The following is a 21425-nucleotide window of genomic DNA, read 5'->3' on the forward strand; positions in this document are numbered from 1 at the left end:
AGCAGGGTCGGGCCGCGGCCGGGACGCCGCGGGCCCGGCCCGGTCATGAGCCGCGGGAGGCTGCCACGTGTCGAGCGCACCCGAACAGGCGGACGTGCGGGACGGGGTTCCCGCGGCGGCGGACGGACCGTACCCGGGCTCACCGGGGCCGCAGGCCGTGGCCCCGGCAGCGCCCGGGACGGCCGCGGCGCCGCCGGCCGTCCGGCCCGGCAGCCCGCAGCCGCTCGGCGCCCGGTTCCGGACCGCCGCCGACGGGACGGCCGGGACCAACTTCGCCCTGTGGGCGCGCGGCGCGGAGGCGGTGGAGGTCTGCCTGTTCGACGCCGGCGGCACCGAGACCCGCCGCCCGCTGGGCGAGCTGACCCACGAGATCTGGCACGGCTTCGTCCCCGGCGTGCGCCCCGGGCAGCGGTACGGCTTCCGGGTGCACGGCCGCTGGGACCCGTGGACCGGCGCCCGCTGGAACCCCGCCAAGCTGCTGCTGGACCCGTACGCCCGCGCCGTGGACGGGGAGTTCACCGGCCCCGGGGGCGGCGGGCCGCTGCCCCCGGAGGTCTACGGGCACGTGCGGGACTGGCCGCAGCAGCACGTCGCGGACACCGTCCGGGACGACCGGGACTCGGCGCCGTTCGTCCCCAGGTCCGTCGTGGTCCATGACGACGACGACTGGTCCGACGACCGCCGTCCCAAGACGCCCTGGGCCGACTCGGTCATCTACGAGCTGCATGTGCGCGGCTTCACCATGCGCCACCCGGGGGTGCCGGAGCGGCTGCGCGGCACCTACGCGGGGCTGGGGCACCCGGCCGCCGTCGAGCATCTGACCCGGCTCGGGGTGACGGCCGTGGAGCTGCTGCCGGTGCATCAGTTCGCGCACGAGGACCATCTGCTGCGGCGGGGCCTGCGCAACTACTGGGGCTACAACTCCGTCGGCTACTTCGCGCCGCACGGCGCGTACTCCGCGTCCGGGACCCGCGGCCAGCAGGTGGGCGAGTTCAAGAGGATGGTGCGGGCGCTGCACGCCGCCGGCATCGAGGTCATCCTCGACGTGGTCTACAACCACACGGCCGAGGCGGGCGAGCTGGGGCCGATGTTCTCGCTGCGCGGCATCGACAACCGCGGCTACTACCGGCTGCAGCAGGACCCCCGGCGCTACGCCGACTACACCGGGTGCGGCAACACCCTCCAGGTCCTCCAGCCCCCCGTACTGCGGCTGATCACCGACTCGCTGCGCTACTGGGTGACGGAGATGGGCGTCGACGGCTTCCGCTTCGACCTGGCCTCGGCACTCGCCCGTGCCATGCACGACGTCGACATGCTCTCCCCCTTTCTCGCGGTGATCGCCCAGGACCCGGTGCTGCGCCGGGTGAAGCTGATCGCGGAGCCGTGGGACGTCGGCTCCGGCGGGTACCAGGTCGGGGCGTTCCCCCCGCTGTGGACCGAGTGGAACGACCGGTACCGGGACGCGGTGCGCGACTTCTGGCGCGGCGCGCTGCCGGACGTCCGGGACCTCGGCTACCGGCTCTCCGGCTCCAGCGACCTCTACGCCTGGGGCGGCCGGCGCCCGCAGGCCTCCGTCAACTTCGTCACCGCGCACGACGGGTTCACCCTGCGCGACCTGGTGTCCTACGAGCGCAAGCACAACGAGGCGAACGGCGAGGGCAACCGCGACGGCACCGACGACAACCGGTCCTGGAACTGCGGCGCCGAGGGCCCCACGGACGACCCCGCCGTCCTGGCGCTCCGCCGCCGCCAGCTGCGCAGCCTGCTCACCACCCTGCTGCTGTCCACGGGGGTGCCGATGCTGGTCGCGGGCGACGAACTCGGCCGCACCCAGGGCGGCAACAACAACGCGTACTGCCAGGACAACGAGACCGGCTGGGTCGACTGGTCGCTGCTGGACGACCCCGGCTGGCGGGCCCTGACCCAGCTGGCCTCCCGGCTGATCGCGCTGCGCCACGCCCATCCGGTGCTGCGCCGCGGGGCGTTCTTCTCCGGCCGCGCGCAGGGGCCGGGCGGGCTGCGGGACCTGGCCTGGTTCACCGCGGAGGGACGGGAGATGACCGAAGCCGACTGGTACGCCCCGACCGCGACGCTCGGGATGTACCTCTCGGGGCGGGACCTGCCGCAGCGCGACGAGCAGGGCCGGCCGCTGACCGACGACAGCTTCCTGGCCGTGCTGCACGCCGACCCCGAGCCCGGCCGTTTCGTGCTGCCGGGCGGGCCCTGGGCGACGGGGTACGAACTGCTGGTGGACACCGCGCGGGAGGACCAGAGCCAGGCGCCGGGCACCCGGCATGCGGCCGGCTCGCCGTTCCTGCTGCCGGCCCGGGCCGCGGTGCTGTTCCGGGCGGTCGGCCACCCGGTGGAGACTCGCCCGGACCGGCCGAAGACCGGATGAAGGGTGTCAGTGGCCGGCCGTAGTCTCGCCGGTGATGACTGCCCACCGCGCCGACGGCTCCGCGCCGGACGCCCCGTCCGGCAACGCCTTCGATCCCGCCGCCGATTCCGTTTCGCCCTGATGAACACCCCCGTCGACACCGCCCTGCTGGACGGCCTCCTCCGCACCGCTGCCGCTGACCGCATCACCAAACACGTGGTCGGCGCCGTCATCGCCGACGCGGAGGGCAGGGTCCTCCTGCTGCACCGCGCCGCGGACGACTACCTCGGCGGGCTGTGGGAGCTGCCCAGCGGCGGTGTCGACGCCGGGGAGTCCCTCACCCAGGCCCTGCGCCGCGAGGTCGCGGAGGAGACCGGACTGACCGCCACCGCCGTCGGCGCGTACCTCGGCCACTTCGACTACGTCTCCAAGAGCGGCCGGCCCACCCGGCAGTTCAACTTCACCGTCGGCGCCGCCGGTGGAACGGTCACGCTCACGGAGCACGACGCGCACCTGTGGGCCGACCGCGGTCAGCAGCAGAGCGTCAGCGAGGCCGTCCGGGCCGTCCTTGCCGTCTGGCGCGGCAGAGCGGCCTGAGCCTTCGGCACGTCAGGGCTTCGGGGCTCCGGAGCCCCGCCCCGGACCGGCCCTCCGCCCTCGGGTCCGCCCGGACCGGCCGGTGGCCGGCAGGTCGTTCCCCCGGGGCGCACGGCCTCCCCCGGCCGTCCGGGCCGGCGCCGCCCGGCCGTTCGCTATGCGGGCGCCGTTCCTTGCCCAACGAACGTTTTCCGGCCAACTTGTTGACACGCTCCTGACATTCACGGGTGCGGGGTGGGACTCTTCCCTCGACCGCCGCACGGCTCCCCCACAGCCCCAGCGCCGTGCCCCGCGGTCCGCACCTCGGCACATCCCCAGGTCCACCTGTACTGCCAGGTCCACCTGCACCTCCAGGTCACCTGTAGCTCCGGGTTCCACCTGTTCTTCCAGGTCCTGCCTGCTCTTCCAGGTTCCACCTGTTCTGCGAACTGCTTGTTCTGCCCGGCGGCACCCCAGGCCGTCCGGTCCCCCTGGCCGCGCACACCCTGGCACGGCCGCAGCAGAAGGAGTTCCGCGTGAGACGAACCCCCCGCATACCCCAACGCCGCGCCGTCGCGACCGGAGCCCTCGTCGCCGTCACGGCCATGCTCGCCGTCGGCGTCCAGGCCGGGACCGCCGCGGCCGGCCCGGACGGCAACGCCCGGACCACCGCCGCGTCCGCGAAGCCCGACCCGGGCGCGCTGCCCGCCAAACTCTCCCCCGCGCAGCGGGCGGAGCTGCTCCGCGAGGCCAACGCCACCAAGGCCGCGACGGCGAAGACCCTCGGCCTCGGTTCGAAGGAGAAGCTGGTCGTCCGGGACGTCGTGCGGAACGCCGACGGCACCACGCACACCCGCTACGAGCGCACCTACGCGGGTCTGCCCGTCCTCGGCGGCGACCTCATCGTGCACGAGACCAAGGGCGGTGCGGTCGAGGGCGTCACCAAGGCGGTGAAGTCCCGGATCGCCGTCGCCGGCACCACCCCGCGGGTGTCCGCCGGCACCGCCGAGCGCACCGCGGTGAAGGCCGCGAAGGCGGAGGGCTCGAAGCGGGCCGACGCCGACCGGGCCCCGCGCAAGGTGGTCTGGGTGGCCGACGGCAAGCCCGTCCTCGCCTGGGAGACCGTCGTCGGCGGCCTCCAGCACGACGGAACCCCCAACGAGCTGCACGTCATCACCGACGCGCGGACCGGGAAGACCCTGTACCAGTACCAGGCCGTGGTCAACGGCACCGGCAACAGCCAGTACAGCGGCAAGGTGACCATCGGCACCGCGCCGTCGTACACGATGACCGACACCACCCGGGGCAGCCACAAGACCTACGACCTGAACCACGGGTCGTCGGGCACCGGCACGCTCTTCTCCGACGCCGACGACGTCTGGGGCGACGGCAAGCCGTCCAACACCCAGACCGCGGGCGTGGACGCCCACTACGGCGCCGCGGAGACCTGGGACTACTTCAAGAACGTGCACGGCCGCAGCGGCATCCGCGGCGACGGCGTCGGTGCGTACTCCCGGGTGCACTACGGCAACAACTACGTCAACGCCTTCTGGCAGGACTCCTGCTTCTGCATGACCTACGGCGACGGCTCCGGCAACGCCAAGCCGCTCACCTCCATGGACGTCGCGGCGCACGAGATGAGCCACGGCGTGACCGCGGCCACCGCCAAGCTCGTCTACAGCGGCGAGTCCGGCGGCCTCAACGAGGCGACCTCGGACATCTTCGCCGCCACCGTGGAGTTCTACGCGAACAACACCTCGGACCCGGGCGACTACCTGGTCGGCGAGAAGATCGACATCAACGGCGACGGCACCCCGCTGCGCTACATGGACAAGCCGAGCAAGGACGGCTCGTCCAAGGACAACTGGTACTCCGGCATCGGGAACGTGGACGTCCACTACTCCTCGGGCGTCGCCAACCACTTCTTCTACCTGCTGTCCGAGGGCAGCGGCCAGAAGGTCGTCAACGGCGTCTCCTACGACAGCCCGACCTACGACAACCAGCCCGTCCCGGGCATCGGCCGCGCCAACGCCGAGAAGATCTGGTTCAAGGCGCTCACCGAGCGGATGACGGCCAACACCAACTACGCCGCCGCCCGGACGGCCACCCTGCAGGCCGCGGCCGACCTGTTCGGCCAGGGCAGCGCCACGTACAACACGGTGGCCAACACCTGGGCCGCGGTGAACGTCGGCACCCGGATCACCGACGGCGTCTCCGTCACCAGCCCGGGCAACCAGAGCAGCACCGTCGGACAGCCCGCCAGCCTGCAGATCAAGGCGACCAGCAGCACCACGGGCGCGCTGACCTACTCCGCGACCGGCCTCCCGGCGGGCCTGTCCATCAACGCCTCGACCGGTCTGATCTCCGGTACGCCGACGACCGCGGGCACCAGCAATGTGACCGTCACGGTGAAGGACTCGGCCGGCAAGACCGGTACGGCCGCGTTCACCTGGACCGTCAGCACCAGCGGCGGCGGCAGCGTCTTCGAGAACACCGACGACGTGGCCATCCCGGACGCCGGTGCCGCGGTCACCTCACCGATCAATGTCAGCCGCGCCGGCAACGCGCCGAGCGCCCTGAAGGTGGACGTGGACATCATCCACAGCTACCGCGGTGACCTCGTCATCGACCTGGTCGCGCCGGACGGGACGGCCTACCGGCTGAAGAACTCCAGCGCGTTCGACTCGGCCGCCGACGTGAAGACCACGTACACCGTCAACGCCTCCTCCGAGGCGGCCACCGGCACCTGGAAGCTCAAGGTCCAGGACGTGTACTCGGTCGACACCGGCCGCATCAACAGCTGGAAGCTGACCTTCTGACGGGTCCTTTCCGGCAGTCGGGAACTCCTGGCAGCACCGGGCGGCGCCCGGGGAGCACCCCTCCCCGGGCGCCGCCGCCTGCGCTTTTCCGGGGCTTCGCGGGGCCATTGGCCCGGCCGTGCCCGCCGGGGCCTGTCCGTCTTCCGGACCGCGATCTTTGGGTAACGGACGATTTCCGGCCAACCTGGGTCTCACCCGATGACATGTTCGCATCGCAATGGGAGTCTCTCCTCGCACCACATCAACACCCGCACCTCCTAACCCCCCACACATCAGGAGGAGTTCGAGTGAGCTCTGCTACCCCCCACATATCCCGCAAGAACCGCGTGCGCATCGTCGCGGCCTCCATCGCCGCGGGCGGACTGCTCGCCGCCGGGATCGCGGGTTCGGCCGACGCCGTTCCCGCCGGGGACACCGCTTCCAAGGCGCAGCCGATGAAGCTCTCCGCCTCGCAGCGCGTCACGCTGCTGCAGGAGGCCAACGCCACCAAGGCCGCGGACGCGAAGGCGCTCGGCCTCGGGGCCAAGGAGAAGCTGGTCGTCCGGGACGTCGTGAAGGACGCCGACGGCACGACCCACACGCGCTACGAGCGCACCTACGAGGGCCTTCCGGTCCTCGGTGGCGACATGATCGTCCACAAGGCGAAGAGCGGTAAGTCCGAGGGCGTCACCAAGTCCACGAAGGCCACCATCGCCGTCGCCGGCACCAAGGCGACCGTCGCGCCGGCCACCGCCGAGAAGAGCGCGCTGAAGAGCGCCGTCCGCGCCGAGGGTGCCAAGGCCGCCAAGGGCGCCGAGCCCCGCAAGGTGATCTGGGCCGCCTCCGGCAAGCCCGTCCTCGCCTGGGAGACCGTCACCCGCGGCTTCCAGAAGGACGGCACGCCGAGCGAGCTGCACGTCATCTCCGACGCGAAGACCGGCAAGAAGCTCCACGAGTACCAGGCCGTCCACACCGGTGCCGGCGAGAGCCAGTACAGCGGCAAGGTCGAGCTGACCACCACCAAGGACGGCTCGGGCTTCGCCATGAAGGACGGCGACCGGGGCGACCACACCACGAAGGACCTCGGCAACAGCGAGTCCGGCGAGGGCAAGACCCTCACGGACGAGGACGACAAGTGGGGCAGCGGCAAGGCGGACGACAAGCAGACCGCCGCCGTCGACGCCCACTACGGCGCCCAGCTGACCTGGGACTACTACAAGAAGGTGCACAACCGGAACGGCATCAAGGGCGACGGCAAGGGTGCCACCTCCCGGGTCCACTACGGCAAGGCGTACGTCAACGCCTTCTGGGAGGACAGCTGCTTCTGCATGACCTACGGCGACGGGGAGGGCGACAAGAAGCCGCTCACCTCGATCGACGTGGCGGCACACGAGATGACGCACGGCGTCACCTCCGCCACCGCCGGTCTGGAGTACAGCGGTGAGTCCGGCGGCCTGAACGAGGCCACCTCCGACATCTTCGGTGCTGCCGTCGAGTTCAGCGCCAAGAACAAGGAGGACGTCGGCGACTACCTCGTCGGCGAGGAGATCGACATCGCGGGCGACGGCAAGCCGCTGCGCTACATGGACAAGCCGAGCAAGGACGGCTCGTCCGCGGACAACTGGTCCAAGGACGTCGGCAACGAGGACGTGCACCACTCCTCGGGCGTCGCCAACCACTTCTTCTACCTGCTGTCCGAGGGCAGCGGCGCGAAGGAGATCAACGGCGTCAAGTACGACAGCCCGACCGCCGACGACTCCAAGGTCGAGGGCATCGGCCGGGAGAAGGCCGAGAAGATCTGGTTCAAGGCCCTCACCAGCTACATGACCTCGAACACCGACTACAAGGGTGCGCGCGAGGCGACCGTGAAGGCCGCGACCGACCTGTACAAGGCCGACAGCGCCGAGGTCAAGGGTGTCGAGGCCGCCTGGAAGGGCGTCAACGTCAAGTGACCTCCTTCCGTCCCCGCGGGGCCCGGTGATCCCGGACCGGCGGTGACGAAACGAACCGGGCGGTGCCCGGGGGCGTCCTTCCTCGTCCCCGGGCACCGCCCTTCCACATGTCCGCTGCACGCCCCACGCCGGGTGCCCTGCGGGCGCGCAGTGGCAGCGGGTCAGCGCAGCAGCACGCCCGCCGCCTCGCCGCCGTTCTCCGGCGGCACGGCGACCAGGCCGAGTTCCGCCCCGCTCGCCAGCAGCGGATGGGCGGGCAGGATCCGCACCGTGTAGCCGAACGGCCCGGTGCGGTTCAGCGCGAGCGGCCCCTCGTACAGCCAGCGGCCCTCGGTGTCCCGGCCGCCCGCCGGCTTCAGCGCCACCGCCGCCCCGTCGGTGATCCGGTCCTCCCCGTCGACCCGTCCGGCCACGGCCTGCACCTCGACGTCCTCGGGGGTGAGTTCGTCCAGTGCGACCCGGACCCGGAGCGAGAGCGTGGAGCCCAGTTCGGCGACGCCGCCCGTGCCGGGGGCCGTCCCCGTCTCCACATGGCCGACGGCCACCCGCGGCCAGCAGCGCCGGACCCGCGCCTTCCAGTCGGCCAGGGCGGCCGCGGTCTCCGGGACGAGGGCGCGGTGGGCGCGGGCGGCCGGGGCGTACAGCCGTTCCACGTAGTCCCGGACCATCCGGCCGGCCGGCACCTTGGGGCCGAGCGAGACCAGGGTCTGCCGGACCATCTCGATCCAGCGGTCGGGCAGCCCGCCGCGCCCGCGCTCGTAGAAGCACGGTGCCACCCGGTCCTCCACCAGCCCGTACAGGGCTTCGGCCTCCAGGTCGTCCCGCCGTTCGTCGGTGGTGGCGGTGCCGTCGGCGGTGGGGATCGCCCAGCCGAAGTCGGGCCCGAACCACTCGTCCCACCAGCCGTCCAGCACCGACAGGTTGAGCCCGCCGTTGAGCGCGGACTTCATGCCCGAGGTGCCGCAGGCCTCCAGCGGGCGCAGCGGGTTGTTCAGCCAGACGTCGCAGCCCGGGTAGAGCTTCTGGGCCATGGCCATGCCGTAGTCGGGCAGGAAGACCAGCCGGTGCCGCACCCGGGGGTCGTCGGAGAACTTCACCAGCTCCTGCACCAGCCGCTTGCCGCCGTCGTCCGCCGGGTGCGCCTTGCCCGCGACGACGATCTGCACCGGCCGCTCGGGGTGGAGCAGCAGCCGGGTCAGCCGTTCGCGGTCGCGCAGCATCAGGGTGAGCCGCTTGTACGAGGGGACGCGCCGGGCGAAGCCGATGGTGAGCACGTCGGGGTCGAGGGCGCCGTCGATCCAGCCGAGTTCGGCGCTTCCGGCGCCGCGCTGCCGCCAGGAGGCGCGGAGCCGTTCCCGGACCTCCGTCACCAGTTGCTCGCGCAGGGTCCGGCGGAGTTCCCAGAGGTCGGCGCCGGGGATCCGGGCGAAGGCGTCCCAGCGCGGCGCGCCGCCGGTGACCAGGACGTCCTCGGCCCGGTCCGTGCCGACCCGGCGGGCGCCGAGCCGCAGGACCTCGGGAGCGACCCAGGTGGGTGCGTGCACCCCGTTGGTGACGGAGGTGATCGGCACCTCCCCGGGGTCGAAGCCGGGCCACAGTCCGGCGAACATCTCCCGGCTGACCCTGCCGTGCAGCGTGGAGACCCCGTTGGCGCGCTGGGCCAGGCGCAGCCCCATCACGGCCATGTTGAACAGGTCGGGGTCGCCGCCCGGGTAGGTCTCCCGGCCGAGTTCGAGGATCCGGCCGGGGTCGACGCCGGGCAGCGCGCCGCCCTCGCCGAAGTGCCGGGCGACCAGCTCGCGGTCGAAACGGTCGATACCGGCGGGGACGGGTGTGTGGGTGGTGAACACGGTGCCCGCCCGGACCGCTTCCAGAGCGGCGTCGAAGCCGAGGCCCGCTTCGCCCAGTTCGCGGATGCGCTCCAGGCCGAGGAAGCCCGCGTGCCCCTCGTTGGTGTGGAAGACCTCGGGTGCGGGGTGGCCGGAGAGCCGGCAGTAGGCGCGGACGGCCCGGACGCCGCCGATGCCGAGCAGCATCTCCTGGAGCAGCCGGTGCTCGCTGCCGCCGCCGTAGAGCCGGTCGGTGACGTCGCGCTCGCCCGGCCCGTTCTCCTCGACGTCCGAGTCGAGCAGCAGCAGCGGCACCCGGCCCACCCGGGCCTGCCAGACGGCGGCGTGCAGGGACCGGCCGCCGGGCAGGCCGAGCACGACCTGGCTCGGCCGGCCGTCCGGTTCGCGGAGCAGGGCCAGCGGCAGCTCGTGGGGGTCGAGGACGGGGTACTGCTCCTGCTGCCAGCCGTCCCGGGAGAGGGACTGCCGGAAGTAGCCGTGCCGGTAGAGCAGTCCGACGCCGATGAGGGGGGCGCCGAGGTCGCTGGCGGCCTTGAGGTGGTCGCCGGCGAGGATGCCGAGACCGCCGGAGTACTGCGGGAGGGCGGCGGTGATGCCGAACTCCGGGGAGAAGTAGGCGACGGCGGCGGGGAGGTCGGGGTCGGCGGACTGGTACCAGCGGGGGCCGGAGAGGTAGTCCTCCAGGTCGTCGGCGGCCGCGGTGAGCCGCCGGAGGAAGCGGCGGTCCGCGGCGAGCGCGGTGAGGCGGGCGGCGGACACCGAGCCGAGGAGGCGTACCGGGTCGCCGCCGGCGGCGGACCAGCCGTCGGGGTCGACGGCCTGGAACAGGTCACGGGTTTCGGGGTGCCAGGACCAGCGCAGGTTTCGCGCCAGTTCGCTGAGCGGTCGTAGGGGTTCCGGAAGGACGGGACGCACACTGAATCGACGAATGGCCTTCACAGTTCTCCACCTTCGCAGGGCTCCGGCCGGACCTGACGGACGCTCACCACAGTGCACGGAGCCTTCACTCTTCGACGGTAGCCGCGGCCCGTCGCGGCGGGACACGGCGCACGCGTGGCGCCGCCGCCCGGCGCTCGAACGGCGACCGTGCATCGACACGGCCGGAAACCGTCGCAACCTTCACCGGCTCCCCTCGGAAGTCGCGGATTCCCCCTGGTCCGCACCGTTGTACCGGCCGGTAGTGGACGAGACGCTTTTCTCTGTCAAGGAGCGGTCGAGAAGGGGACTTCGTACATGGCCATGGCGCACCACCGCCGTCGGAGGCGGTTCGGTGCCGTGACATCAGTGATCACGGCAGCGGTTCTTTCAGCCATCACCCTGCCCGCGCACGCGGCCCCCGCGGAGGGGCGCGTTCTCGGTGCCGGCGCGCCCGGCGCGGTGGGCAGCAGCTACATCGTCACGCTGAAGTCCGGCGCAGGGGGGATCACCGCTCCCTCCACGGCGGGCCGGGACCTCCTCCGGACGTACGGGGCCCGGATACGTCACACGTACGGCACCGCGCTCAACGGCTACACCGTACGGGCGGACGCGGCGCAGGCCCGGCGGCTCGCGGCCGACCCCCGGGTGGCCACCGTCGCGCAGGACACCCGGGTGAGCATCGACCGCAGCCGGTCCGCCCCGCCGTCCTGGGGCCTGGATCGTATCGACCAGCCCGCCCTCCCGCTGGACCACTCCTACACCCCGCCGGCCGGCGGCGGCGCGGGGGCGACCGCGTACGTCATCGACACCGGGGTGCGCACCTCGCACGAGGACTTCGGCGGGCGGGCCCGGAGCGGCTGGGACTTCGTCGACGACGACGCCACGGCCCAGGACGGCAACGGGCACGGCACGCATGTCGCGGCGACGATCGCCGGGCGCTCCCACGGGGTGGCGAAGAAGGCCGGCGTCGTCGCCGTACGGGTGCTCGACGACCAGGGATCCGGCACGACCTCCCAGGTGATCGCCGGGATCGACTGGGTGACCCACCATGCGAAGAAGCCCGCGGTGGCCAATATGAGCCTGGGCGGGACGGTCAGCCCGCAGCTGGACGCGGCCGTCCGGAACGCGATCGCCGCCGGGGTGACCTTCACCGTCGCCGCCGGGAACGACGGCCTGCCCGCGGACCTCGCCTCGCCCGCCCGGGTGCGGGAGGCCGTCACCGTCGGGGCGACCGACCGCACCGACGCGCGGGCCTCGTTCTCCAACTGGGGCGGGCGGCTGGATCTGTTCGCCCCGGGTGTGGACATCACCTCGGCGTGGAACACGTCCGACACGGCGTCGAAGACCCTCTCCGGCACCTCGATGGCGGCTCCGCACGCGGCCGGCGCCGCGGCGCTCCACCTCGGTGACCACCCGTCGGCGAGCCCGGCGGAGGTCTCCGCGGCGCTGGTCGGCCGGTCGGTCTCCGGCAAGGTCACCGGCGCCGGTCTCACCTCGCCCAACCGTCTGTTGCAGGTGCACGACTGACCGACTGACACAGGAGTCCGATGTCTCCCGGACCGGTCCCGACGCCCTCGGCGCGGGACCGGTCCGCGTTTTTGCCGTTACGCGCCGGTAGCCCGGGCCCGGCCGGATTGCCCGCCGGTACCCCCTGGGCAGGCTCCACCGGTAGCCGCCCGCGGCACCACCGGAACCTCTCCGCACCGCCCTCGCGTACGACCGCCACGCACCACCGAACACCCCCGGCACAGCCCGCAGGACGCAGTCGCCCACTTGAGTGAACGCGCGGACAGGAGCGGCCATGCCCGCAGCCGGCACACCGTCAACGGAGCAGATAGTAAGGACAAAGGCCCACACCGTGGCTGAAACCGCAACGCCTCCAGGTGATCCCGTGATCGGACGCATCCCCGTTCTGGACATCCGCCCGCTCGTCGACTGCGGGCGCCGCCCGGCGAAGGCGGTCGTCGGCGAGACCTTCCCGGTCAGCGCCACCGTGTTCCGGGAAGGCCACGACGCGGTCGCCGCGAATGTGGTGCTGCGGGACCCGGCCGGCCGCGCGGGGCCGTGGACCCCGATGCACGAGCTCGCCCCCGGCACCGACCGGTGGGGCGCCGAGGTCACGCCCGACGCCGAGGGCCGGTGGACGTTCACGGTCGAGGCCTGGAGCGACCCGGTCGCCACCTGGCGCCACCACGCCGGGATCAAGGTCCCGGCCGGGATCGACACCGAACTGGTCCTCGGCGAGGGGGCCGCGCTGCACGAGGAGGCCGCGGCGGGGGTCCCCAAGAGCGAGGGCCGGGAGGGCGTGCTGGCCGCCGCCGACGCGCTGCGGGACACCGCCCGGCCGGCCGCGGCCCGGCTCGCCGCGGCGCTGGCCCCCGAGGTGGTCGCCGCGCTGGACCGGCACCCGCTGCGCGAACTGCTGACCGCCTCCCCGCCGATGCCGCTCCTGGTGGAGCGCCGCCGCGCGCTGTACGGGTCGTGGTACGAGTTCTTCCCCCGGTCCGAGGGGGCCGTGGTGAAGGAGGGAGAGCCGCCGGTCAGCGGCACCTTCCGCACCGCCGCCGAACGGCTCCCCGCCATCGCCGCCATGGGCTTCGACGTGGTCTATCTCCCGCCGGTCCACCCCATCGGCACCGCGTTCCGGAAGGGGCCGGACAACAGCCTGTCGCCCGGGCCGCACGACGTGGGCTCGCCCTGGGCGATCGGCTCCCCGGACGGCGGGCACGACGCCGTCCACCCCGACCTCGGCACGCTGCGGGACTTCGACCACTTCGTGCGGAAGGCGGCCGGGCTGCGGCTGGAGATCGCCCTCGACTTCGCGCTCCAGTGCTCGCCGGACCACCCCTGGGTGAGCAAGCACCCGGAGTGGTTCCGTCACCGGGCCGACGGCACCATCGCGTACGCCGAGAACCCGCCGAAGAAGTACCAGGACATCTATCCGGTCGCGTTCGACGCCGACATGGACGGAATCGTCCGGGAGACGCTGCGGGTGCTGCGCTTCTGGATGGACCACGGGGTGCGGATCTTCCGGGTCGACAATCCGCACACCAAGCCGGTGGTCTTCTGGGAGCGGGTCATCGCGGAGATCAACGGGACGGATCCGGACGTCGTGTTCCTCGCCGAGGCCTTCACCCGGCCCGCGATGATGCACACCCTGGCCGCCATCGGCTTCCAGCAGTCGTACACCTACTTCACCTGGCGGAACAGCAAGCAGGAGCTCACCGAGTACCTCACCGAGCTGTCCGGTGAGGCGGCGGCCTGGATGCGGCCCAACCTGTTCGTGAACACCCCGGACATCCTCCACGCCCACCTGCAGCACGGCGGGCGGCCCGCCTTCGAGGCGCGCGCCGTGCTGGCCGCCACCCTCTCCCCCACGTGGGGCGTCTACGCCGGTTACGAACTGTGCGAGAACCAGCCGCTGCGGCCGGGCAGCGAGGAGTACCTCGGCTCCGAGAAGTACCAGCTCCGGCCGCGCGACTGGGAGGCGGCCGAGCGGGAGAGCCGGACGATCGCCCCGCTGCTCACCGCGCTCAACCGGATCCGGCGCCGCCACCCGGCCCTCCAGCAGCTGCGCAGTCTGCACTTCCACCCGGTCGACAACGACACGGTGATCGCCTATTCCAAGCGCGCGGGGAACGACACCGTGCTCACCGTGGTCAACCTCGACCCCCACCACACCCAGGAGGCCACGGTCTCGTTGAACATGCCGGAACTCGGCCTGGGGTGGCACGAGTCCGTCCCGGTGCGCGACGAGCTCACCGGTGAGACCTACCACTGGGGCAGGGACAACTATGTGCGCCTCGAGCCGGGCGTCAGGCCCGCGCACGTGTTCACCCTGCGACCGTCCTCACCGATCGGAGGGTCACCCACACCATGATCGTCAATGAGCCCGTCCAGGACACCTTCGAGGACACCCCGGCCAAGGACCGGGACCCCGACTGGTTCAAACGCGCCGTCTTCTACGAAGTCCTGGTGCGGTCCTTCCAGGACAGCAACGGCGACGGCATCGGCGACCTCAAGGGCATCACCGCCAAGCTGGACTACCTGCAGTGGCTCGGGGTCGACTGTCTCTGGCTGCCGCCGTTCTTCAAGTCGCCGCTGCGCGACGGCGGCTACGACGTGTCGGACTACACCGCCGTCCTCCCCGACTTCGGCGACCTCGCGGACTTCGTGGAGTTCGTCGACGCCGCCCACCAGCGGGGCATGCGGGTCATCATCGACTTCGTCATGAACCACACCAGCGACCAGCACGAGTGGTTCCAGCAGTCGCGGACCGACCCCGACGGGCCGTACGGCGACTACTACGTCTGGGCCGACGACGACAAGCAGTACCAGGACGCCCGGATCATCTTCATCGACACCGAGGCGTCCAACTGGACCTTCGACCCGGTGCGCAAGCAGTACTACTGGCACCGCTTCTTCTCCCACCAGCCGGACCTCAACTTCGAGAACCCGGCCGTGCAGGAGGAGATCGTCTCGGCACTGCGGTTCTGGCTGGACCTGGGCATCGACGGCTTCCGGCTGGACGCCGTGCCCTACCTCTACGCCGAGGAGGGCACCAACTGCGAGAATCTGCCCCGCACCCACGACCTGCTGAAGCGGGTCCGCGCCGAGATCGACGCGCACTACCCGGACACCGTGCTGCTCGCCGAGGCCAACCAGTGGCCCGAGGACGTCGTCGACTACTTCGGCGACTACGACAAGGGCGGCGACGAGTGCCACATGGCGTTCCACTTCCCCGTCATGCCGCGCATCTTCATGGCCGTGCGGCGGGAGTCCCGCTACCCCGTCTCGGAGATCCTGGCCAAGACCCCGGCCATTCCCTCCGGCTGCCAGTGGGGCATCTTCCTCCGCAACCACGACGAGCTGACCCTCGAGATGGTCACGGACGAAGAGCGCGACTACATGTACGCGGAGTACGCCAAGGACCCGCGGATGCGCGCCAACATCGGCATCCGGCGGCGGCTGGCCTCGCTGCTGGACAACGACCGCAACCAGATCGAGCTCTTCACCGCCCTGCTGCTCTCCCTGCCCGGCTCGCCGATCCTCTACTACGGCGACGAGATCGGGATGGGCGACAACATCTGGCTGGGCGACCGGGACGCGGTGCGCACCCCGATGCAGTGGACGCCGGACCGCAACGCGGGCTTCTCCTCCTGCGATCCGGGGCGGCTGTTCCTGCCGACCATCATGGACCCGGTCTACGGCTACCAGGTCACCAATGTGGAAGCGGCCATGAGCAGCCCGTCCTCGCTGCTGCACTGGACCCGGCGGATGATCGAGATCCGTAAGCAGAACCCGGCGTTCGGCCTCGGCTCCTACACCGAGCTGCCGTCCAGCAACCCGGCCGTGCTCGCCTTCCTGCGGGAGATCCGGCTGCCGGGCGGGGGCGACGACGTGGTGCTCTGCGTCAACAACTTCTCCCGCTTCCCGCAGCCGACCGAGCTCGATCTGCAGACCTTCAACGGCCGGCACCCGGTGGAACTCATCGGCGGGGTGCGCTTCCCCGCCATCGGGGAGCTGCCCTATCTGCTCACCCTGGCCGGCCACGGCTTCTACTGGTTCCGGCTGCGCCGGCCGGACACCGCCCCGGCCGGCGAGGGCGCCGGGAGCTGACGGCGTGCCCGGGGCGGGGCAGCACCTCCGGCGGCGGACCGCCGTCGCGAACCGGTCACCTCCGGTCCGCCCCGGCCCGCTGCCGGTTTCCGCCGTCCCGCCGGGGCAGCGGTTTCCGCCGCCCCGCCAGGGGCACTCGACAACCCGTACCGCGCTCCTCGTCACCGCACAGGGAAGGGCCTGTCCGACAAATAGCGCCGTCGCCCGCGGGGCAGGCGGGATTTGTCAGACAGGTCCTAGGCCGATCGCCTGACCTGTACGGACGATCCTCACCCGACACGTCCCGCACCGCCGGACAGCCTCCCCCATTGCTTCCAGCATGGGGGTGCCCCCCAAGCAGACCGGGGCACTGAGCGCATCGTGGTGTACCCGGGGAAAGGACGCGACGCCATGTCGGAAGGCTCGACCCGCGCCAACCCGACCCGTGCGGCCACCCCTGCGCCTGTGGCTCCCGCCGCCGGCCCCCCTCCCACTGCCGGACCGGCCCGTGGATTACTCCCCTCCCTCGTCCCGCTGCTGCGTGAATGGCTGCCCCGGCAGCGGTGGTTCGCGGGCAAGGGCCGGCCCATCACGGGCTTCTCGCTGGTCTCCGCGACCGAGCTGCTGCCGTCCGCCCCCGGCGGTCCGGCCCCGGGCCTGCTCCATCTGCTGGTCCGCGCCGAGCAGTCCGGCGGTGCCCCGCCGGACCGGCCCGCACCGCCGGACTGCTACCAACTGCTCCTCGGCGTCCGCTCCGACCCGCCGCCGCAGCTCGCCCACGCGGTGATCGGGCGGCCCGGCGGCGGGCCGCTGGACGGCCGCACCGTCTACGACGCCCTGCAGGACCCCCGGTTGGCCGGGCTGCTGCTGGAACGGCTGCGCGCCCCCGGGCGGATCGGCACGCTGCGGTTCACCCGCGCCCCGTCCACCGCCATCCCGTCCGGGCTGCTCCCCCGGCCGGTCACCACCGAACAGTCCAACTCCTCGGTGGTGTACGGGGATGCGTACATCCTCAAGGTCTTCCGGCGGGTGGGCCTGGGCACCAATCCCGATCTGGAGCTGCCGCTGACGCTGGCCCGGGCCGGCTGCGGGCGGGTGCCGCATCCGACGGCCTGGTTCGAGACGGACCCCGGCCCGGCGGGCGGCCTCACCGGATCCGGCCGCGCGCCCCGTGTCCGGCACTCGGTGTCCGCCGAAGCCACCGCCCCCGGCCCGGCCGGGAACTCCGGGCCGGGCGCGGTCCGGGAGGGCGCGGTCCGGGAGGCAGCGGCCCGGGAGGGCGCGGTCCGGGAGGCAGCGGCCCGGGAGGCAGCCGCCGCGCCCGAGGCGGAGCCGATGACCCTGGGCATTCTGCAGCCGTTCCTGCCCGGGTCCGCGGACGGCTGGCAGCTCGCGCTGAACTCCCTGTCCGTACGGGCCGACTTCACCGGGGCGGCACGGGCGCTGGGCCGGGCCACCGCCGAGGTGCACACCGCGCTGGCCTCGGCGCTGCCCACCGCGGTGCTGCGGCGGCAGCAGATCGACCTGCTCGCCGCGGGGATGACGGAGCGGCTGGAGGCGGCCGCGGCGGCCGTTCCCGCGCTGCGCCCGTACCGCGAGCCGCTGCGCGCGGCGTTCGACGCGTTCGCCGCCCTCGGCCGGCGCGGACGCGCCTGGCCCGCCCAGCGGATCCACGGCGATCTGCACCTGGGCCAGACGCTGCGCACCGCGCACGACGGCCGCTGGGCGCTCATCGACTTCGAGGGCGAGCCCGCCCGGCCCATCGCCGAGCGGCGCCGCCCGCAGCCGGTGGCCCGCGACATCGCCGGGATGCTGCGGTCCTTCGACTACGCGGCCCGCACGCACCGGCCGGCGCCCGGCACGTCCGCCTGGTCGCAGGAGTGGGCGGCGCGGAATCGTGCCGCCTACTGCGAGGGCTATGCGGCGGCGGCCGGCGCCGACCCACGCGACGAGCCCGAACTGATGCGCGCCTACGAGACCGACAAGGCCGTGTACGAGGTGCTGTACGAGGCCCGGCACCGGCCGGACTGGCTGCCGGTCCCGATGGCCGCGATCCACCGGCTCGCCGGGTTCCGGGACGGGGGGCCGCCGCCCGAGCTGTCGCACACCCCGGACGCGTGGACCGCGCCGGAGCCCCTCGGCCCGCGCCCGGCCGGTGCGGTCCGCACGGGCGATGCGGCGCGGCGGGACGGTGCGGCCCGCACCGGCGATGCGGACCGCGCAGGCAATGCGGCCCGCACAGGCGGTGCGGCACCGGGCGATGCGGCCCGTACAGGAGACCGGCCCGCGCCGGGAGTTCCGCCGGCACCGCCCGCATGACCCCCGAGGAGTCCGGGTCACCCGCCCCCGGCGGGGTGGCGGTCCGGTGCTCCGTCCGGCGCTCCGGCTCCCGTGCCGAGGAGCGTCCCCACCGCCGCAGGGCGTACCCGCCCCGGCTCGATCCTCTTGAGGAGGACCCACCGTGACCCCCCGTCGCAGCTCGTCCGACCCCCGTCCGTCACCGCCGCCGGCCGCGGCGCCCGGCCCGTCCGGCGGGCGGCCGACGTCCGCCGTCCCGTCGACCGGGCGCACCGAGCGCACCGGGCGCACCGGGCAGCAGCAGGACGACGGCGCACCGGCTGCCGCGCACCGCGCCGGCGCGCGCGGTTCCGGCGTACCGGCCGCCGCGTCCCGGAAGCCCCGCCCGTCCGCGTCGGGGACGCCGACGGCGCCCGGCGGCGCTTCCGGTGGCACGGCTGGTCGTCCGTCCGGTGGCGCGGCCGGTGGTACGTCCGGTGGCGCGAAGGCCCCGGCCGACGGCTCGCGCACGAGTGGTGCGGCGAACGGTGCCTCGCCCGCTGCCGCTGTACCGGTGGCGACCGAGAGCAGGCCTGGTCCGGACGGCGCGGCGGGGTCCGGCAGTTCGCCGGCGACCGGCACCGGCCCGGCGACGGGCAGCGGTTCGGCGAGCACGTCGGTGACCGCCTCCGGGCGCGCGGGCGTGCGACCCGCGCCCCCGCTGGACCCCGGGGACCGGGACCGGCTGCTCGGCGGCGCGCACCACGATCCGCACGCGCTGCTCGGCGCCCACCCGGCGCGCGGCGGGGTGGTGTTCCGCGCCCTGCGTCCGTTCGCCCGGTCCGTGGCCGTCGTCGCCGAGGGGCTGCGCGCCGAGCTGGTCTCCGAGGGTGACGGCCTCTTCTCCGGTTTCCTGCCGCTCAGCGAGATCCCCGGCTACCGGCTGCTGGTGTCCTACGGCGAGGACGACGGCGGCGACGGCGAGCCCGTGCACGACCCGTACCGCTTCCTCCCGGCGCTGGGCGATCTCGATCTGCATCTGATCGGCGAGGGACGTCACGAGCAGCTGTGGCACGCGCTGGGCGCCCGGCCGATGGCCCACCAGGGGGTGACGGGCACCCGGTTCACCGTCTGGGCGCCCAACGCCCGCGGCGTCCGGGTCACCGGTGACTTCACCGCCTGGGACGGCACCGGCTTCCCGATGCGCTCGCTGGGGTCCTCCGGCGTCTGGGAGCTGTTCCTGCCGGGCATCGGCGAGGGGACCCTGTACAAGTTCGAGATCACCCGGCCCGACGGGTCCCGCACCCTCCGCGCCGACCCGATGGCCCGGCGCACCGAGTGCCCGCCGCGCACCGCCTCGGTCGTCGCCGCCTCGCACCACACCTGGGAGGACGAGGAGTGGCTGCGGCACCGCGCCGACCGGCGGGTGCACGAGGCGCCGTTCTCCGTCTACGAGGTCCACCTGGCCTCCTGGCGGCCGGGGCTGAGCTACCGGGAGCTCGCCGAGCAGCTGCCCGCCTACGTCAAGGACCTCGGCTTCACCCACGTCGAACTGATGCCGGTGGCCGAGCACCCGTTCGGCGGTTCCTGGGGCTACCAGGTCACCTCGTACTACGCGCCGACCGCGCGGCTGGGCACCCCGGACGACTTCAAACACCTGGTGGACGCGCTGCACCGGGCGGGCATCGGGGTCATCGTCGACTGGGTCCCGGCGCACTTCCCGAAGGACGACTGGGCGCTGGCCCGGTTCGACGGGACCCCGCTGTACGAGCCCGCCGACCCGGCCCGGGCCGAGCACCCGGACTGGGGCACCCTGGAGTTCGACTACGGCCGCCGCGAGGTCCGCAACTTCCTGGTGGCCAACGCGGTCTACTGGTGCGAGGAGTTCCACATCGACGGGCTGCGGGTGGACGCGGTGGCCTCGATGCTCTACCTGGACTACTCGCGCGAGTACGGCCAGTGGTCGCCCAACGCGCACGGCGGCCGGGAGAACCTGGACGCGGTGGCCTTCCTCCAGGAGATGAACGCCACCGTCTACCGGCGCTGCCCCGGTGTGGTGACGATCGCCGAGGAGTCCACGGCCTGGGACGGCGTCACCCGGGCCACCCACCACCCCGGCCCCGGCGGCTTCGGCGGCCTCGGGTTCGGGCTGAAGTGGAACATGGGCTGGATGCACGACTCGCTGGGCTACGTGCAGCACGAGCCGGTGCACCGCAAGTACCACCACCACGAGATGACGTTCTCGATGGTGTACGCCTACAGCGAGAACTACGTGCTGCCCATCTCCCACGACGAGGTGGTGCACGGCAAGCAGTCGCTGGTGACGAAGATGCCGGGCGACTGGTGGCAGCGGCGCGCAGACCACCGGGCGTACCTCGGCTTCATGTGGGCCCACCCCGGGAAGCAACTGCTGTTCATGGGGCAGGAGTTCGCGCAGGGGGCGGAGTGGTCGGAGGAGCACGGCCCGGAGTGGTGGCTGCTGGACGACACCTACCACTCGGCGGGCGACCACCGCGGCCTCCGGGACCTGGTCCGCGACCTCAACCGGACCTACACGCAGACGCCCGCGCTCTGGGAGCGCGACACCGACCCCGCCGGGTTCGCCTGGATCGACGGGGACGCGGCGGAGGACAACGTCTTCGCCTTCCTGCGCCTGGACGCGTTCGGCAATCCGCTGCTGTGCGTCAGCAACTTCTCGCCGGTGGTGCGCCACGGCCACCGGATCGGGGTGCCCACCCGGGACGGCGGCTGGCAGGAGGTCCTCAACACGGACGCGGCGCGGTACGGCGGCAGCGACGTCACCAACCCGGACCTGCTGAAGGCCGAGGCGACACCGTGGCACGGACGGCCGGCGAGCATCACGCCGGTGCTGCCGCCGCTGGCGACGGTCTGGTTCCGGCCGGTGTAGCGGGCCGGTCCGGGTCCGTGCGGAACGGGGCCGGACCGGACCACGCAGGGCGCCGGGGCCGCGGATCATCTCCGCGGCCCCGGCGCTCCGTTCACGCGGCCGATGGTCCGGACCGCCCGTGCACCGGGCCGGGGCGGCCGGCGGACGAGGCCGGGGCCGGGGCCGCGCCGT

10 protein-coding genes are annotated in these 21425 nt (G+C 73.0%); 9 read left to right on the forward strand and 1 reads right to left on the reverse strand.

The features are described 5' to 3' along the window. Positions 1–67 precede the first annotated feature (67 nt). The 4 genes from glgX (at position 68) to ACFYYR_RS13165 (ending at position 7703) form a co-directional block, all read left to right on the forward strand. A complete protein-coding gene (gene glgX, locus ACFYYR_RS13150) occupies positions 68–2398 on the forward strand; it encodes a glycogen debranching protein GlgX (RefSeq protein WP_388850985.1) in 2331 nt (776 codons plus the stop codon). 120 nt (positions 2399–2518) lie between these two features. Next, the gene (locus ACFYYR_RS13155; protein WP_388850988.1) at positions 2519–2974 is read left to right on the forward strand and encodes an NUDIX hydrolase; all 456 of its coding nucleotides are present in this window, start codon (positions 2519–2521) and stop codon (positions 2972–2974) included. Positions 2975–3558: 584 nt separating this feature from the next. Then, positions 3559–5772 (forward strand): M4 family metallopeptidase, encoded by a 2214-nt coding sequence (locus tag ACFYYR_RS13160; RefSeq protein WP_388851393.1) that lies wholly within the window; start codon positions 3559–3561, stop codon positions 5770–5772. Positions 5773–6059: 287 nt separating this feature from the next. Continuing rightward, on the forward strand, positions 6060–7703 hold the full coding sequence (locus tag ACFYYR_RS13165; RefSeq protein WP_388850991.1) for a M4 family metallopeptidase: 1644 nt from the start codon (positions 6060–6062) through the stop codon (positions 7701–7703). A 161-nt stretch (positions 7704–7864) separates the two neighbouring features. Here the strand turns inward: ACFYYR_RS13165 and glgP are convergent, their stop codons facing one another. Further along, the gene (gene glgP / locus ACFYYR_RS13170; RefSeq protein ID WP_388850994.1) at positions 7865–10492 is read right to left on the reverse strand and encodes an alpha-glucan family phosphorylase; all 2628 of its coding nucleotides are present in this window, start codon (positions 10490–10492) and stop codon (positions 7865–7867) included. A 294-nt stretch (positions 10493–10786) separates the two neighbouring features. Here glgP and ACFYYR_RS13175 point away from each other — a divergent pair, with 294 nt between their 5' ends. The 5 genes from ACFYYR_RS13175 to glgB all read left to right on the forward strand — a co-directional run bounded on the left by ACFYYR_RS13175 (position 10787) and on the right by glgB (position 21254). Beyond that, positions 10787–11998 (forward strand): S8 family peptidase, encoded by a 1212-nt coding sequence (locus ACFYYR_RS13175; protein WP_388850997.1) that lies wholly within the window; start codon positions 10787–10789, stop codon positions 11996–11998. A gap of 364 nt (positions 11999–12362) precedes the next feature. Next, positions 12363–14351 (forward strand): alpha-1,4-glucan--maltose-1-phosphate maltosyltransferase, encoded by a 1989-nt coding sequence (locus tag ACFYYR_RS13180; RefSeq protein ID WP_388851000.1) that lies wholly within the window; start codon positions 12363–12365, stop codon positions 14349–14351. Then, positions 14348–16090: a maltose alpha-D-glucosyltransferase gene (gene treS / locus ACFYYR_RS13185; RefSeq protein ID WP_388851003.1), complete on the forward strand. Its 1743-nt coding sequence runs from the start codon at positions 14348–14350 to the stop codon at positions 16088–16090. Before ACFYYR_RS13180 ends, treS begins: the two co-directional genes overlap by 4 nt. 390 nt (positions 16091–16480) lie before the next feature. Continuing rightward, positions 16481–18388: a maltokinase gene (locus ACFYYR_RS13190; RefSeq protein WP_388851006.1), complete on the forward strand. Its 1908-nt coding sequence runs from the start codon at positions 16481–16483 to the stop codon at positions 18386–18388. A gap of 637 nt (positions 18389–19025) precedes the next feature. Then, positions 19026–21254: a 1,4-alpha-glucan branching enzyme gene (gene glgB, locus ACFYYR_RS13195; protein WP_388851396.1), complete on the forward strand. Its 2229-nt coding sequence runs from the start codon at positions 19026–19028 to the stop codon at positions 21252–21254. Positions 21255–21425: the final 171 nt, after the last annotated feature.

It is taken from the genome of Streptomyces sp. NPDC001922 (assembly GCF_042891165.1).
Lineage (GTDB): Bacteria > Actinomycetota > Actinomycetes > Streptomycetales > Streptomycetaceae > Streptomyces.

Coding starts and splice junctions, on each gene's coding strand:
- ACFYYR_RS13155 (WP_388850988.1), top strand. CDS start 2,519: ATGAACACCCCCGTCGACACCGCCCTGCTGGACGGCCTCCTCCGCACC.
- ACFYYR_RS13160 (WP_388851393.1), top strand. CDS start 3,559: ATGCTCGCCGTCGGCGTCCAGGCCGGGACCGCCGCGGCCGGCCCGGAC.
- ACFYYR_RS13175 (WP_388850997.1), top strand. CDS start 10,787: ATGGCCATGGCGCACCACCGCCGTCGGAGGCGGTTCGGTGCCGTGACA.
- treS (WP_388851003.1), top strand. CDS start 14,348: ATGATCGTCAATGAGCCCGTCCAGGACACCTTCGAGGACACCCCGGCC.
- ACFYYR_RS13190 (WP_388851006.1), top strand. CDS start 16,481: ATGTCGGAAGGCTCGACCCGCGCCAACCCGACCCGTGCGGCCACCCCT.